At 44.1% G+C, this 16,546-nt stretch carries 10 protein-coding genes and 1 tRNA gene; 6 read left to right on the plus strand and 5 right to left on the minus strand.

The features are described from left to right. The first annotated feature begins 185 nt into the window (after positions 1-185). The 4 genes from A4A68_RS01515 (at position 186) to ruvB (ending at position 3,260) form a co-directional block, all read left to right on the plus strand. On the plus strand, positions 186-932 hold the full coding sequence (locus tag A4A68_RS01515; RefSeq protein WP_067565784.1) for a YebC/PmpR family DNA-binding transcriptional regulator: 747 nt from the start codon (positions 186-188) through the stop codon (positions 930-932). A gap of 41 nt (positions 933-973) precedes the next feature. Next, entirely contained in the window at positions 974-1,495 is a 522-nt protein-coding gene (ruvC, locus tag A4A68_RS01520; RefSeq protein ID WP_067565787.1) for a crossover junction endodeoxyribonuclease RuvC, read from the plus strand. Positions 1,496-1,602: 107 nt separating this feature from the next. After that, positions 1,603-2,205: a Holliday junction branch migration protein RuvA gene (gene ruvA, locus A4A68_RS01525; protein ID WP_067565789.1), complete on the plus strand. Its 603-nt coding sequence runs from the start codon at positions 1,603-1,605 to the stop codon at positions 2,203-2,205. 8 nt (positions 2,206-2,213) lie between these two features. Continuing rightward, positions 2,214-3,260, plus strand: a complete 1,047-nt coding sequence (gene ruvB, locus A4A68_RS01530) for a Holliday junction branch migration DNA helicase RuvB (protein WP_067565792.1) — start codon at positions 2,214-2,216, stop codon at positions 3,258-3,260. Positions 3,261-4,222: 962 nt separating this feature from the next. Here the strand turns inward: ruvB and A4A68_RS01535 are convergent. Continuing rightward, positions 4,223-5,137, minus strand: coding sequence for an endonuclease/exonuclease/phosphatase family protein (locus tag A4A68_RS01535; RefSeq protein ID WP_082800150.1), 915 nt, complete (start codon positions 5,135-5,137; stop codon positions 4,223-4,225). Positions 5,138-5,718: 581 nt separating this feature from the next. Between A4A68_RS01535 and fpr the strand changes: the two genes are divergently transcribed. Next, positions 5,719-6,465, plus strand: a complete 747-nt coding sequence (gene fpr / locus A4A68_RS01540) for a ferredoxin--NADP(+) reductase (RefSeq protein ID WP_067565795.1) — start codon at positions 5,719-5,721, stop codon at positions 6,463-6,465. A 1,927-nt stretch (positions 6,466-8,392) separates the two neighbouring features. On the opposite strand, the gene A4A68_RS01550 is transcribed toward fpr, so the two are convergent. Continuing rightward, positions 8,393-8,482 (minus strand) — tRNA-Ser (locus A4A68_RS01550). A 1,494-nt stretch (positions 8,483-9,976) separates the two neighbouring features. On the opposite strand from A4A68_RS01550, the gene tusD reads away from it, so the two are divergent. Further along, positions 9,977-10,369, plus strand: a complete 393-nt coding sequence (gene tusD / locus A4A68_RS01560; protein ID WP_067565800.1) for a sulfurtransferase complex subunit TusD — start codon at positions 9,977-9,979, stop codon at positions 10,367-10,369. A gap of 124 nt (positions 10,370-10,493) precedes the next feature. On the opposite strand, the gene argS is transcribed toward tusD, so the two are convergent. The 3 genes from argS to dnaK form a co-directional block, all read right to left on the minus strand. Next, positions 10,494-12,224 carry an arginine--tRNA ligase gene (argS, locus tag A4A68_RS01565; RefSeq protein WP_067566548.1) on the minus strand — a complete coding sequence of 577 codons (1,731 nt, stop codon included), beginning with the start codon at positions 12,222-12,224 and terminating at the stop codon, positions 10,494-10,496. An 879-nt stretch (positions 12,225-13,103) separates the two neighbouring features. Further along, the gene (gene dnaJ, locus A4A68_RS01570) at positions 13,104-14,210 is read right to left on the minus strand and encodes a molecular chaperone DnaJ (protein WP_067565804.1); all 1,107 of its coding nucleotides are present in this window, start codon (positions 14,208-14,210) and stop codon (positions 13,104-13,106) included. Positions 14,211-14,325: 115 nt separating this feature from the next. Further along, on the minus strand, positions 14,326-16,239 hold the full coding sequence (gene dnaK, locus A4A68_RS01575) for a molecular chaperone DnaK (protein WP_067565807.1): 1,914 nt from the start codon (positions 16,237-16,239) through the stop codon (positions 14,326-14,328). Positions 16,240-16,546 lie beyond the last annotated feature (307 nt).

Here is a 16,546-nt window from a genome sequence, read left to right on the forward strand (position 1 = left end):
ATTAGCAAATATGAGTAATTGTATTCTAGACTTTAGATTATATTAAATTGCGCATCATGCTGGTATAGTTCTGCATCTAGATCTTAAATGTATTATCGATGTTTTCATCTTGTGACGACAGTCGCTAAAATAAGCGAGCAATTTCGTTATTCATCCGGCTTGAAAGGCTTCTTTCGGAGAGAAATATGGCAGGTCATAGCAAGTGGGCCAATACTAAGCATCGCAAAGCTGCACAGGATTCCAAGCGTGGGAAGATCTTTACTAAAATCATCCGCGAGCTGGTCACCGCTTCCCGTTTAGGTGGGGGGGATATTGACTCAAATCCTCGTTTACGTGCGGCGGTAGATAAGGCATTAGGCAGTAACATGACGCGCGACACTTTAAACCGCGCTATCGCCCGCGGCGTAGGAAATGATGATGATGCACAAATGGAAACTATCATTTACGAGGGATACGGCCCTGGAGGTACCGCGATCATAGTGAAATGTTTAAGCGATAATCGCAATCGTACCGTTTCTGAAGTACGACACGCCTTTAATAAAACCGGTGGAAACTTGGGCGCCGACGGCTCTGTATCATATTTGTTCACCAAACGAGGGATTATCTCCTTTGCGCCGGGTCTGAACGAAGACACGATCATGGATGTGGCCCTTGATGCCGGTGCCGATGACATTATCACTTATGATGATGGAGCAATTGACGTATATACCACGCCTGAAACATTTTACGATGTAAGGAACGCGCTGGAAACAGCTAAGTTGACGCCGGAAACGTCAGAGGTGACGATGGTACCATCAACCCGAACCGACCTGGACGCCAAGACTGCACCGAAATTACTACGTCTTATCGACATGCTAGAAGACTTTGATGATGTGCAGGACGTCTACCACAACGGAGAGATCTCCGACGAGGTAGCGGAAACCCTGCAATGACCGCATTCCCGCCTTATTTCATCTGCTTGGCTGTGTAAGGTATGACTATGATTCTAGGCATCGACCCCGGTTCTCGCATGACCGGATATGGTGTCATACAGCAGGAAGGGTGCAAACTGACTTACCTAGGAAGCGGCTGTATCCAAAGCAAAATCGACGATTTTCCCGCGCGGCTAAAACTGATTTATTCCGGTGTCAGCAAAATCATTATACAGTTTCAGCCAGATTGCCTGGCGATAGAGCAAGTTTTTATGGCTAAGAACGCGGACTCGGCGTTAAAACTGGGACAGGCGCAAGGCGTGGCTATTGTGGCAGCGATGAATCTAGATCTGTCAGTGTTTAAATATGCGACGCGGCAGGTTAAACAAACAGTAGTAGGCGATGGTGCAGCGAAAAAATCTCAGGTGCAACATATGGTGCGCACTCTTTTAATGTTGCCGGCTAACCCGCCGCCGGATGCCGCTGATGCGTTGGCTATTGCCATTACCCATTGCCATATTAACCAAAGTGCTTCACGCATAGGAAAAGGTGTGCTCAATCTAGTTCGCGGGCGTTTGCGTTAGCGGTTAGTATTAGCGTGTTAGTCTTAAGGCTGGATATCCATCCAGCCTTAATCATGTTATAAAGATAATCGTCATAAGAACTACCTGAGGGATAATGGAAGGTTAAGGTGATCGGACGTCTCAGAGGTATTATTTTAGAAAAGAAGCCACCGCAGGTGCTATTGGAGACTCATGGTATAGGATATGAGGTTTTTATGCCGATGACCTGTTTCTATGTCTTGCCGGAAACTGGCCAAGAAGCGATCATTTTTACCCATTGTTTAGTACGTGAGGATGCTCAGTTGTTGTTTGGCTTTATTCATAAGGAGGAACGCGTCCTATTTCTCGAGCTTATTAAAGTCAATGGAGTCGGACCAAAACTAGCACTGACAATTTTATCTGGCATGTCAGCGCAACAGTTTTTTAGCGATGTGAAACGTCAAGAAATCAACACTCTAATGAAATTGCCTGGCGTTGGTAAAAAAACTGCGGAACGACTGATGGTAGAAATGAAAAATAGGCTCAGGGGTCTGTCCAGCGTATCACAGGACGCGGAAGAGATACTTTCGGCTGCGCCGGCCATGTCTGACGATCCTGAAAGCGAAGCAGTAGCTGCTTTAGTGGCGCTGGGTTATAAGCCACAAGAAGCAAGCCGGATGATCAGTAAAGTAACTAACGCCAGCGCTGATTGTAAAATTCTAATCCGTGACGCGCTGCGTGCCGCACCGTGAGGTAAAGGATGATAGAAGCAAATCGACTGATGAGTAGTGCCATTGCGGTGACTGAAGAAGAGGTCATTGACCGTGCTATTCGACCGAAAAAACTGAAAGACTACATTGGTCAGCCGCACGTATGCGAGCAAATGAAGGTTTTTATTCAGGCGGCGAAAATGCGTGGTGATGCACTCGATCATCTGTTGATTGCTGGACCGCCTGGGTTGGGTAAAACTACGCTGGCGAATATTGTTTCTAATGAGATGGGTGTTAATTTGCGCACTACCTCGGGTCCAGTGCTGGAAAAAGCTGGCGATCTAGCGGCCATGCTAACTAATCTTGAGCCTTATGACGTTTTATTTATCGATGAAATCCACCGACTATCACCGATGGTGGAAGAAGTGCTATATCCAGCCATGGAAGACTACAAACTAGATATTATGATAGGCGAAGGGCCGGCTGCCCGCTCAATCAAGATTGAGCTACCGCCCTTTACGTTGGTGGGTGCTACTACTCGTGCTGGCTCGTTGACACCGCCGCTGCGTGATCGCTTTGGCATTGTGCAGAGACTAGAGTTTTATCAGACGGGGGATTTGCAGCATATCGTCAGCCACAACGCCGCCCGTTTGGCGCTAAATATTACTGAGGGTGGCGCACGGGAGATCGCCCGTCGGGCGCGAGGAACGCCTCGCATCGCCAACCGTTTGCTACGTCGGGTCCGTGATTTCGCCGAAGTGCAAGCTGCAGGCCTCATCACTGACGATGTGGCAGTAAACGCACTAAACATGTTGCATATCGATACTGAAGGGTGCGATTTTATGGATCGTAAACTTATGCTGGCTATTATTGATAAATTTGTCGGTGGACCAGTCGGGCTGGATAATTTGGCAACGGCGATCGGCGAAGAGCGAGAGACAATAGAGGATGTACTGGAGCCTTTTTTAATTCAGCAAGGCTTTATCCAACGCACATCGCGTGGACGCATCGCCACCGTGCATGCTTACCACCATTTCGGGCTCAAAGGACACGGTGATGATCCTGTATCGTGTCATTGGCCTGCGAGGACAGAGTGATCGGTGTCTTGCTGCGCAGTATAAACAACAGATTTTTCTGCATGAACGAATAGAACTAATTCTTTTTAAGACATTTATTGCTAAAGTTAGCAAGCAAGCAGAATAACGACTGTTTACCATCAAAACACGGGCGTTGATTGCAGAACTGACATCATCGGCGTGTCGACTGATGCTTTACAGAATTGATCGCGACTAGAAACTGCCATCAACTGGTACAAGTATCACGCCTGTTCTAAGTTTAATCAGGGTAATACTTTCTATTACGTCATACTGAAGACTCAAATAAAATTGAGGATATTGCAAAATTGTTGCAAGCTAGGTTTATCATGGTTAGTTCGCTCATTCACGGATCCGTTACGGGTTTTTTAGAGTGCTTTGTACTTAGGAAAAGTGTTCAGTTTGCTGCGTATCAAAGCATTTGAGAAAAGCCATTGCTTTTCCTCACATGAGACTTATATGCTGGATATTATGAATAAAGCTATACGAATTAGTAAGAATTTTTCTTTACAAGATAACCAAGAACTAATTTGATATTTCAAGAGATCTGTTCACTGCGACCGCATTAAAAATATTTACTCAATTCGCCAGATCAAGCGAAATTCCGCTCATAGAATGCAGCATGGGATTGGTACCGGCATTATCTTAAGCTATTATCAAGTCTAATATGACGATCACGACAATCAGTATGATTGTCATAAGGGGGACTCTATCTGCAACCTAGAGCTATTTGAATAAACGCACAGATCTAGAGTCGTGTGTAATTTTGCTAATAAAAGTGTAACACTAATTTGCGAAGCAAATGGTTCGATACGGGCACATTACATAATGTACTCTATCATCTAATACGGCTTTATTATAAAATAAATTGTGAACAATTTGTTACCGGAACTTAGTTTTGCGTTGTTCTTTAAATCAACACTACTCAAGGTAGTGTTGATCGTTTCCAGCAAACGCTATAACGTCTACTTTTTACATTCCATTCCACCTTCTATATCCTTCGATAGTATTGGAATATAGGCATTCATACGCTGAGAGCGTAAGTATCGATACCGACGATCTTCTGTTCCACAGAGTGGCGCCCGAGACGGAGAGGCAGATTCAAACTCGACGAGCAAGGGATTATGATCCGAAGCTTCGGTAACTAACACAGACGCTTCGCAGACGTTCATATCGCGGTAAAAAACAAAATCTAGCGGACGGCCAAACGCCCGTCGACGCTGATCGTTGATAAATCTCACTTCGTCTAAGCCCATTCGTTCTGAAAAACGGTAAAGTGCTAACATACGCTGTCGGCTCCAGGCATTAAAGTCCCCTGCCATAATAACCGGACCGCCATGATTATAGATTTGTTCTCCGATAGAATCTAATTGCTTACTATATACATCAATACCAAGACTGAAATTCACCGCATGAACATTGACCACCATTAGTAATTGGCCATTATAGATTGGATATACGGTAACAAGAGCCGATTTAGCTAACCGTAACAATGGTTCGCGTTTACGAAGAGGACAACAGTAGACAGGATGAACCGCGGATAAAGTCATGACTCCAGATGAATGCTGTGGGAAAATTAATGCAGGAACCTGATCTGTCGATAAGTAATGAGAAGTTGCAAATCGGACCAATTCAGGAGTCGTTTGCGCTTCCTGTAGCAAGACGAGTTTGGCTTCTTTACTAAATTCTTTCAAAGCAGATAGCCAATTGGCGCGCTGCTGTTTGAAAATATTCCATACCATCACTCTCAAAATACGCAAGCTTGGAAGAGCTTTTCCCGACGGGAACTCTTGACCTGATTGCCTAGAGGCAAAAGGTGGAAAAATATGCTCAACTGGCCGGCCAGCGATATACCTGACGGCATATGTTTTTTTTGGCACGCTTACCACCTTTATTCTCAAATTTTTACTCGTAGCAGTTGTTTGACGTTTTGCGTTCACAAGCACCTTACGGTCTTATGCGGTTATATGCTCTCCGACAGGCAACATATCACATATTCAAATACAGCTTGACTTAACTTTAAGACTAGTGACGTTCTGTATTATCCGTTATCGTAACTGTCTTTATGAGTTAAAGACAGGCATTGATTGCCCTTTTTAGGAAAAACAAATGCAAAAGGTAGCAGAACACCTTAAGTGTGATTAAATTACTCATCATGCTAGTATAATTCTGATCAAAAATTTTGATTTAAGTATACTATTTTCGATATTTTTGTTCTTATGACAACAGTCTCTAATGTCTCGTAAACGGACGGGGTAAATTTTTTTATGAAGAACCGTTTTAGGCTGCGGACTGGATGCGTTGATAAAATTAGTCAATAATGAATTATTTAAAGATAAGGGATATGGACTGTACTCTGCATACCGATGCGCCCTGAAAGATAATTTCAGCCGCTGTAATAGCACTAGGATAAATGCATGTTGTGAAGAACAAGCGCTAGGATCAAAAGGAGTTAAATATTATGGTTAAATGGGTAGCTGGTAACGTGGTGCAAGTAAAGCATTGGACTGACAGTCTCTTTAGTCTTATTATCCATGCTCCTATCGCCCCATTTACTGCCGGACAATTTGCTAAGATAAGACTGGAGATCAACGGAAAAAATATTCAGCGCGCCTATTCTTACGTCAATGCGCCAAAAAATAATAATCTTGAATTTTATCTGGTCACAGTGCCGGAAGGAAAAATCAGTTCGTTGCTACATAGGCTACAGCCCGGCGATAATCTAATGGTAAGCAAAGAAGCGGCTGGTGTCTTTGTGTTGGATGAGATCCCGCCTTGTGACAATTTATGGATGTTAGCGACGGGGACCGCGTTAGGCCCCTATTTATCAATTCTTGAACAAGGCGAAGGATTAGTGCGTTTTAACAAGATCGTTCTGGTGCACGCAGTGCGCTTTTCTCGGGATTTAAGCTATTTATCACAGTTACTGGATCTTCAGCAACGCTTTAGGGGAAAGCTTCGCTGCCAAACGGTGATAAGCCGAGAAAAAGCCCTCGGGTCGCTCACCGGCCGGGTGCCCACCCTTATCGCCGATGGTTCGCTGGAAGCGGCAGTAGGTGTCAAGTTAGAAAAAGCAAACAGTCACGTTATGTTATGCGGTAACCCGAAAATGGTGCACGATACGCAGAAGTTGTTAAAAGATACCCGCGGCATGCAGAAACATTTCAAGCGCAAGCCGGGTCATATGACTAGCGAGCACTATTGGTAAAGGTGATACAAAAATAACGACTGACTAGTCGCTGCATTTAATAAAGGAACTGGAAAATGAACTTTCTTTCGGTAGAAAGCGCAAAGAAGCAGGCCGTTTTTGCGAACGCTATTGCCTATATGAAATGACAACGCTCTTGCGTGAGTTTAAGCTAAAACAATACGCCATGTTTTTAGCAACAGCAGTTTCCTTTGTGATGTGATGATAGATAATTACAAAAGCCTGAATCCAGCAAACCTGTGTTAGCTAAGTCATAATTCATGCACGATCGATAGCAGAAAAACAAATCTATCTTAAGATCTGTAACTAATAAAAAGATGGCTATACACTTTAGGTTTGATTAACTCACTCATTCCCTATACTAGGGCATGGTGCAGTTTTATGTGTCTTAAATGTAACTACACTCCTATCTTTTAAGACAACGAACTCTTACTCATATTTTCGGTGAGCAATACACAGATGCTACAAGGTTAGGGTGTTGTCTTGTCGTTTTCTTTTATGCTACTTGATCTGCAAGTAAGCACACAGAAAACTGCACATAACGGTCGACGCATGCGATATGTTGCTCACAACAATACATACAGTTGCTCCGATGTACTCAAGCAGTTCACTGAATATTATTAGTTAGCCAGTTGTAGCTAGGTTCGATAGTAATTTTTTATAAAAGTTGCTATCTGGTAACCGCTGAAATTTGCCGGCCGCCGTTTGAGTCGAGAAGCGCGTCAGCCGTTGCCAACATTGATCACGACATTGATCGTCTGGCGGCTTTGGTTGAATAAGATACAACTTATCAAAGTCAAAAAAAGCTAGAAGTGATGCATCGAGCCTGTAAAATTCTCGTCTTGGCGCGCATCCAAAATAATAGTCTCTAGACCTGCATAAATATCTGTTACCGCATCAGTATTACTTGTCGGCATAGTGCGCTGTCTATGCGTTCATTCAGACGATGCTTAACTATATGTTTGAGCTCGGTGACATAGGCAATAAACATTCTATCGCCGTGCTCGGGAGACTAAGACAAATTAACACGCCTATGTCTGTGATAAGGATGACTATCGCTATTTTCGTCAGAAATATGCTCAGCGAGATGCTGGCGTTTTCTCTCAGACGACAGAAAACCATGATTATCCTGGATTTGATGCTCGCGTTATTGTCTTGTTACATGGCTCAATATCATTAGCTGACTGTCATTGGTTTTTGGCCAGCGTTGGCGTTTTGCCCCTGTTATTATCCAGATAGAGATAAGTGAATTCAGATCGCAATCGAAGATTATCGGTTACCAGCGTTGGGCATATTGTGAAGCTGTATGCAGCCGGTAAAAACCGTTCAATCTGCTGTGCGAAGTATCCGCATACGGCTGCATTGTCCAGCGATGACTTACGTGTCTCTTAGTCGTGAGCATGAGGGTGTGAGGATTATCCACCAATGCAGCTACGCACTGATACAAGGCACAGTGGCCTATGGTCCCTTTGGGGTTAGTAGGGAATTTGCATATATCTTGCATCTTATCCCTGATCATGGATGTAACTTTTCGTACTGTTTCGCCGGCATCGTCAGATGGATCAGACAGCTACCATTGGCTTCACCGACGGATTGGTCCGTCTGTTTCGACCAACTGTTACCTACTGTAAGTGGTTAGCCATATAGTCATAGCTCATATGCTATCTTTACGCGATGCCATAATACGCAAAATGCTGATTTGGTAGCTAGATGATCCTATACTCGTGTAATGTGATCTTGTTGCGCCTTAAATAGCAAAAACGAAGCTGAAATATTTTCAGCTTCTAATACCAAATTATCTTTATTACCAATCGGCTTCATACAACAAGGGCATTTGCTTTTTAAAAACAAAAGCGGAAAATGAGACACAACATGACAAAATTATCAAAGATGTATATAACACATCAGCAAGTCTAAGTCACGGAAATGGCGGAGAGACAGGGATTTGAACCCTGGAAGGGATTGCTCCCTTAACGGTTTTCGAGACCGTCCCGTTCAGCCGCTCTGGCACCTCTCCTTTTTTTTGAGGTTACTATTGTGCCTTGTTTTATAGCATTTTAACAGTACCAATCTGTGTCTCTAAAATTCAAGTGATGACTTATTGAGCAACATGATGATCGAACGGAATAGAGTACTTTAAAAAAGAAAATCGCGCAGAAAGATTAGTTCTTTATCAGAATCAGTATTAGTTGCATAGCAACAAGCACGAATCGTGTTAAGGGTTTCCTGGCATATGTCATGCAGTGTAAATAAATTGGAACAGTATTGAGAGGCTAATGCTCAATACTCCTATTATATCCCTACATTTAACATAATTCTATGTTAGATCGACAATCGTCTAGTCTATGTTTTGTTATAACGATAAAAAGGTAGAAAATCGATAAATTAAGTTACTGCTAGTATTAAACAAAAATAAATAAAAGAAAACTGCATATCTTATGGAGTATCATCGCAATAAAGTGATAAAATAGAAGGATTAGCTTTATTACACCGACACGGTATTTTGACTGTAGTCCTTAAATACTCGTTATCGGTTCGCTTTAAGCTGTTTAATCGCGGCCAGTTATAATGAGCGAAGTTGTTAATGACTTAATCCACCATCGCGCTGATCTGCTCGTTACTGCTTTCCACTTCGCTAAGCCATGTGCCAATCCAAAAATTGCGGAAATAGACTTTGCTACAGCAAAGCTTCTAATTATAAATAAGCATAAGCATCTCATATTTACAATAGATACCTGTATATCTCATGCACTACAAATGCGTGCATGAGTTGGGTTATTCTTTTACTTTCGGAGATATAAAAATAAGCATGGTTGGCGCTTTATCACATGACTAAACAGTTTACGCTGAACGTACAGAGGGTTATCACATTTTAAAAATGTTGAGTTTCATTCGCCCGATAAATTTACGGCATCATTTAGCGCAATAAGAGTAATTTTGTTATCACATTATTGATGGACGTTTTTGATCGCGGTTGGATAAGAGTCTTATCTTTACTGCTTAGTAAAAAAGTAAATGTGTTTCAAATATCTTTTTCAAATGTTTTGAAATCTAATAACAGGGCTTTCGGAGAAACTTGCATTTGATAACTACGGAAAAATACTCACTGTCGATTTTATCGTTAGGAAATAAGATATATGGGTACAGATTCTTAAAAATCTAACACATAGAAGATATAAATGGTCATGTTAAATGTAACTACATCTTCAGATATCAAATCTGTGGAACATTACATAAATCATTCGCTCGCACCGGCAAACGCGACACTAGTCAGACCTCAAAATAATAAAAATTTTTATCAAATACACGAACAGTATTTACTGGATTTGCTAGACTGACACCTAGTTCATAAGAACCCAGTAAGTGCTATCTTGCAGATTTACAGATACGGTCGGTATTGTTCTTATGTGTGCATCTTGTTTCGTTTTCATATTGATGCAGGCAAGCTAGCTTTTAAGCACACGGTGCATATCCATCAGTTTAAGAACAGTGATTTCGTTAGCAGGGGAAAATGGCTTTGGACTATTGTCTGATGGTCACAGGACCGGCTTATGGCAATCAGCGCGCTAGTAGCGCGCTGCAGTTCTCCCGTGCGTTGCTGGCGTGCGGTCACCGTCTAGGTACGGTGTTTTTTTACCAAGACGGCGTACATAACGCCAACCGCTTGACTTCACCCTCCAGCGATGAAGTGGATTTAGTACGTGCCTGGCACGAGCTAGCACAGCAACATCAGGTAGCGATGTATGTTTGTGTTGCTGCTGCCCTGCGTCGTGGCGTAATTGACTCCTTACATGCGTCACTGCTTAAGCTTAATGGAGAAAATTTTCAGCCAGGCTTTGAGGTGAGTAGCCTTGGAAAGCTGGCGCAGATGGCGCTTAGCTGCGATCGATTTATCCAATTCTGAAATCTATAATTAAAAATCAAAGACACACATTAATTTGTTCTTTTTGTCGCGTGACTCTTAAATCTGAGCACAACTTTACTTATGTTTTTGACGACAGCACCTACTTTCAAATATTGAGCGTTAACTACATCCGTTCCACGGTTTGAATGCCCAGTAGATCTAAACCTTGTTTTAGCGTACGTGCAGTAAGCAGTGCCAATTGTAAGCGACTTTGACGTTTCGCCATACTTTCAGCGTTCAAGATAGGGCAGTGTTCATAAAAAACGGAGAACAAGACGGCCAAATTGTACAAATAGGAACAAAGAACATGCGGTGTGCCATCTCGTGCCACGATCTCAATGGCTTCCTCCAGCTGTAACAAACGAACTGCCAGCTGGATTTCTTGTTTTGCTTCTAGATAAATGTCGTTGGTGAGCTGATGCTCACTCTGACCGCTACGTTTGAAAATCGAGGTGATGCGGGTATAAGCATATTGAATATAAGGCGCAGTGTTGCCCTCAAAACTTAACATATTTTCCCAGTTAAAAACATAATCAGTTGTACGGTTTTTCGATAAATCGGCGTATTTTACAGCACCGATCCCTACAACCTGTGCTAGTTTTGCTAATTCCTCAGCGTCCATAGTGGGGTTTTTAGAAGCAACTAGATGGCGTGCGCGTTCCAGTGCTTCATCCAGCAACTCCGTTAATTCAATAGTACCGCCGGCGCGGGTTTTAAACGGTTTACCGTCTTTGCCTAACATCATTCCGAACATATGATGTTCAAGTGGAACAGATTCAGGAACATAGCCAGCCTTGCGTACAATAGTCCAAACCTGCATCAAGTGCTGATGCTGACGTGAATCGATATAGTAGATAATCCGATCTGCCTTCAGCGTCTCATAACGGTATTTGGCGCAGGCGATATCAGTAGTAGCATATAGGTAAGCGCCGTCTTTTTTCTGGATGATTACACCCATGGGCTTACCTGCTTTATTTTTGAATTCATCGAGAAACACCACGGTGGCGCCTTTGCTTTCCACTGCCAGCCCTTTTGCTTTTAAATCCGCTACGATATTGGGCAGCATATCGTTGTACAATCCCTCCCCCATGACGTCCGCATGCGTTAACGTTACGTTAAGCCGATCATAGATTTTCTGATTCTTTGTCATGGTGATATCTACCATTTTTCGCCACATGTGTCGACAATACTCATCCCCGTCATGTAACTTCACCACATAGTTTCGGGCACGCTCGGCAAACGCTGGATCCTCGTCGTAATGCCGTTTAGCGGCGCGGTAGAAGCTTTCTAGGTTTGAAAGTTGCATTTCCGCTTTATCACTGTTCTGTACTTTTTGTAAATAGGCAATTAACATACCAAATTGTGTTCCCCAGTCACCAATATGATTGGCCCGAATAACCTTGTGACCCAAAAATGACAACGTGCGCACCGAAGCATCACCGATGATTGTTGAACGTACGTGACCGACATGCATTTCTTTGGCGACGTTAGGCGAAGAATAATCTACCACGATGGTTTGCGGCGCTACGCTTACAATGCCTAGTCGTGGAGAGGAAAGAGCCGTGAAAAGATGTTTTGCTAACCAACTCGCTTCAAGAAAAATGTTGATAAAACCGGGCCCCGCAATGTTGACTTTAGAAGCGATGCCGTCCAATTGCAGAAAACCAACGACATTTTCCGCTAGATTGCGAGGCGGAAGACCTAATTCTTTAGCAATCGCTATGATGCCATTAACTTGATAGTCGCCGAACTGAGCCTTTGTCGATTGACGCACTTGCGCGTCGAAATCGGCGGGCGCGCCTGCAGCCACTAGCGCCTGATGAATTCTTTCTGAAAGAAGGGTGTGGACGTTCACTGGCATACCTTTTATTATATGGATGAGAAGCAGGTAAGAGCACTGACATTTCCTGGAAATTGAACTACGCCACCGTAATCGGCAGACTCGGTGGTTAAACCCGATGATTATACCATAATTGGTAGCAGGAGCCAGTAGAGCGAATTTTATCGAAATATACACCAGTCTATAAAATGCATGATTCTCTGGATGCAGAGATACCGCACAAGTATTATGGTTTAGGCTTGCTCTAGTACATTGTAAAGAATTACACTAAAGCAGATTGCTGGTTAAATGAAGCTTAATGTTTGCAGTATCTCTGCGAAGCGGGCAAAACAGTCTCTTGTGCATCATAAGATGCATACCAACTTTTTAAAGCGAGATAAATATTGATGTCATTGCTGGAACAGCGCGCACCCACTATTCCAGCACACCACGCTGGTCGATGTACATAGCCGTTATCCACCATTATGTTATTGGTATTTTCTCCCATATGTCTGTAATTCAGCGATGCTATTGATTTCCAGCTAGCGTCCGTCGCGACAAAGCAAACCTGTGCGCTGATCTATCCAACGCTATACGCTCCGTATAGCTCCTTAAGCTTGTCTTGTAGCCTTCAGGCCTTTACTAGCCTGCGCTGCAAAGGCGCGGTACTTATCGAGCAAGGGGTAGCGTTTGTCTAAAACGCGCTTTATACCGCCAATTGAGGATATTTTTCCGAAGTTCTCTTTAAGAGAACAAGACCACGATAATTTTTTTTGTAGCATCTATGCATGTATTTTCTGTCTACACACATCAGTAAAGACTCATTTTTTTAGCTTTACATTTTCGATGATATCTACCTAAAATAGTGCGGCACATATATCGTCAATACCGTAAACATTTATAAAATCGTGTTGACTAATGGGTTAAATCGTCGAAGAATTTTTTTACTCCGTCGAGAAATCTTTTCGAGCGCGGGCTGTTCTTATCGCCGCTCGGCCCTACAAAACTCCTTTCTAGCTCCCGTAGAAGCTGTTTCTGACGCTCATTAAGTTTCACTGGCGTTTCCACCACCATCCGACATAAAAGATCCCCTTGCGATCCGCCGCGTACTGATTTTACGCCTTTGCCGCGCATGCGAAAAAGTTTCCCGGTTTGAGTTTCCGCCGGCACTTTCAGTTTTATTCGACCATCGAGTGTTGGCACTTCAAGCTCACCGCCCAATGCCGCCGTAGCAAAGTTGATCGGCACTTCACAACATAAATTGTTTTCTTCACGTTCAAAGATAGGATGTTTTCGTACCTGCACCTGCACATAGAGATCTCCTGCGGTCGCTTCGCCCGACAACCGGATACGATCTCCAGTATCCACGCCGGATGGAATTTTCACCGATAGCGTTTTATAATTTTCTACTTGACCATGGCCCTGGCACTTTATGCAGGGATTTTTTATGATTTTACCCTGTCCATGACAAGTAGGACAGGTCTGTTGAACTGCGAAGAAACCTTGACGCATCTGAACCTGACCCTGGCCATGGCATGTCGGACAGTTGACTGCCGATGTTCCTGGCTTTACGCCGCTGCCATGGCAAGTATCGCACTCTTCAAGTGTTGGAACGCGGATTGTGCGTGTTACCCCACGCACTGCTTCCTCAAGTGAAAGCTCCATGTTGTAGCGTAAATCCGTGCCCCGGTTGGTGCGCTGACGCCGGTTGCTTCCAAAAATATCGCCAAATACATCACCAAAAATATCACTAAAATCTGCGCCGTTAGTTCCTCCGCTGAAACCGCTGCTGCCCTGTTCAAATGCCGCATGACCACACTGATCGTAAGCGGCGCGCTTTTTCGGGTCAGTCAGTACTTCACAGGCTTCCTTAATTTCTTTGAATTTCGCTTCGGCTTCAGTATTTCCTGGGTTCCGATCTGGGTGGAATTTCATTGCTAAGCGTTTATAGGCCTTTTTGATTTCACGCTCTTCCGCATCCCGGGAAACGCCCAAAATCTCATAGTAATCTGATTTCGCCATCGTTGCCTTTTCCTGCCTTCAAAACGCCCGCACGGGCGCAGAGCGTCTCCGAGACCCGTGCTTGTTGCACGCCGGCGGGGTAAACCATACCCAGCGCTGTGTCCGTTTAAGGCGATTATTTTTTATCTTTAACTTCTTCAAATTCGGCGTCGACAACATCGTCGTCGACCTTGGCGCTGCCGTTCGCGCTACTTTCGCTCGCCGAGCGAGCCTTTTGCTGAGCCGCTTCGAAAAGTTTTCCGGACACCTGAATAAGCACTTGTATTTTTGTTTCAATGTCGGCTTTATCCTCACCTTTTAAAGCGGTGTCCAAATTTTTCAAAGCGTCTTCAATAGCAGTTTTATCATCAGTCGGCAGTTTGTCAGCCTCAACTTCTGATAACTGCTTACGGGTGCTGTGCATCAAATGGTCGGCTCGATTACGGGTCTGGACAAGATCCTCGAACTTACGGTCGAATTCAGCGTTTGCTTCTGCTTCTTGCACCATCTTTTGGATTTCCTTTTCGCTCAAACCAGAGGAGGCCTTAATCGTAATCTTCTGTTCTCGGCCACTATTCTTGTCTTTAGCGGAAACGTGTAGAATACCGTCGGCGTCGATATCGAACGTCACTTCAATTTGCGGCGTGCCGCGCATAGCTGGCGCAATGCCGTCCAGGTTGAACTGACCCAGTGATTTATTATCACCGGAACGCTTCCGTTCCCCCTGCAACACGTGGATAGTAACGGCGGATTGATTATCTTCTGCTGTAGAAAACACTTGGCTGTGCTTGGTCGGAATGGTCGTATTTTTAGCAATTAGCGGTGTCATTACGCCACCCATGGTTTCGATACCTAGCGACAGCGGGGTCACATCTAGTAGGAGCACATCTTTCACGTCACCGGCCAGTACACCGCCCTGCACTGCAGCGCCGATGGCTACCGCCTCGTCCGGGTTGACGTCTTTACGTGGCTCTTTGCCAAAGAAGTCGGTAACTCTCTTTTGCACGAGCGGCATACGAGTCTGCCCGCCAACTAGGATAACATCTTTGATATCGGAAACCGACAGGCTTGCATCTTTCAAAGCCACTTTAAGCGGTTCAAGCGTGCGATTGACGAGTTTTTCCACCAGAGACTCTAGTTTAGCACGGGTTACTTTTAAGTTCATATGCTTAGGACCAGAGACATCGGCTGTAATGTAGGGCAGATTGACGTCACTTTGCTGCGCGGAAGACAGTTCAATCTTGGCTTTTTCAGCCGCCTCTTTTAAGCGCTGCATCGCCAGAGAATCGTTGCGCAAATCAACACCCTGATCTTTTTTAAACTCATCGACTAAATAGTTAATAAGACGACTGTCGAAATCCTCTCCACCTAAATGGGTGTCGCCGTTAGTAGCTAGCACTTCAAAGGTTTTCTCACCTTCGACATCGTCGATTTCGATAATCGAAATATCAAAGGTACCACCACCTAAGTCATAAACCGCGATGGTACGATTACCAGTTTCTTTGTCCAAGCCATAGGCTAACGCAGCTGCGGTTGGTTCGTTAATGATACGCTTAACGTCCAGACCGGCGATACGGCCGGCGTCTTTAGTGGCTTGGCGCTGCGTATCGTTAAAATAGGCCGGGACGGTGATGACTGCTTCCGTGACAGACTCACCAAGATAGTCTTCCGCGGTTTTTTTCATTTTCTTCAAAATTTCAGCGGAAATTTGTGGCGGCGCCATTTTCTGGCCTTTGACTTCCAGCCAGGCATCGCCGTTGTCAGACGCGATGATTTTGTACGGCATGATGCTGACATCGCGCTGTACTTCTTCATCTTGGTAGCGACGACCAATCAGGCGCTTGATGGCGAACAACGTGTTTTTCGGATTAGTGACGGACTGACGTTTAGCCGGTTGGCCAACCAGAATCTCACCATCCTGCGTATAGGCAATGATAGAAGGAGTCGTGCGATCGCCTTCGCTGTTTTCAAGTACGCGAGGCTTACTACCTTCGATAATTGCGATGCAAGAGTTGGTCGTACCCAAGTCGATACCAATGATTTTTCCCATCTAAAACATCTCCACTAGAGTTCAATTTTGTTGTGGTTGTAAATCTGATGTGCGGTTGAAAATTACCTTTTCAAGTTTTCGCTGCCCAATAATTTTCCAGGTTTAACAATGTTGAATTCAAAGAAGATGGGGTCATGCCGTCCTTGCATCAAGGGGTCACGGCAAAAAAAACGACGTATTAGATAATGCATGTCATTATTAGTTAATTTTAACTTAATATGCTTAAAGTCAGGCGTTTCTTCGAAGGGAAGTTTTACAAAATCCTTGTCGGATTTGCATACGCTATCCATCTTTTTGAGAACACAGG

This window comes from Candidatus Doolittlea endobia (assembly GCF_900039485.1).
GTDB lineage: Bacteria > Pseudomonadota > Gammaproteobacteria > Enterobacterales > Enterobacteriaceae > Doolittlea > Doolittlea endobia.

Bases quoted from the DNA above. Each gene is read 5' to 3' on its own strand.
- A4A68_RS01515 (WP_067565784.1), top strand. From the start codon at position 186: ATGGCAGGTCATAGCAAGTGGGCCAATACTAAGCATCGCAAAGCTGCA.
- ruvC (WP_067565787.1), top strand. From the start codon at position 974: ATGACTATGATTCTAGGCATCGACCCCGGTTCTCGCATGACCGGATAT.
- ruvB (WP_067565792.1), top strand. From the start codon at position 2,214: ATGATAGAAGCAAATCGACTGATGAGTAGTGCCATTGCGGTGACTGAA.
- fpr (WP_067565795.1), top strand. From the start codon at position 5,719: ATGGTTAAATGGGTAGCTGGTAACGTGGTGCAAGTAAAGCATTGGACT.
- tusD (WP_067565800.1), top strand. From the start codon at position 9,977: ATGGCTTTGGACTATTGTCTGATGGTCACAGGACCGGCTTATGGCAAT.
- dnaJ (WP_067565804.1), bottom strand. From the start codon at position 14,210: ATGGCGAAATCAGATTACTATGAGATTTTGGGCGTTTCCCGGGATGCG.
- dnaK (WP_067565807.1), bottom strand. From the start codon at position 16,239: ATGGGAAAAATCATTGGTATCGACTTGGGTACGACCAACTCTTGCATC.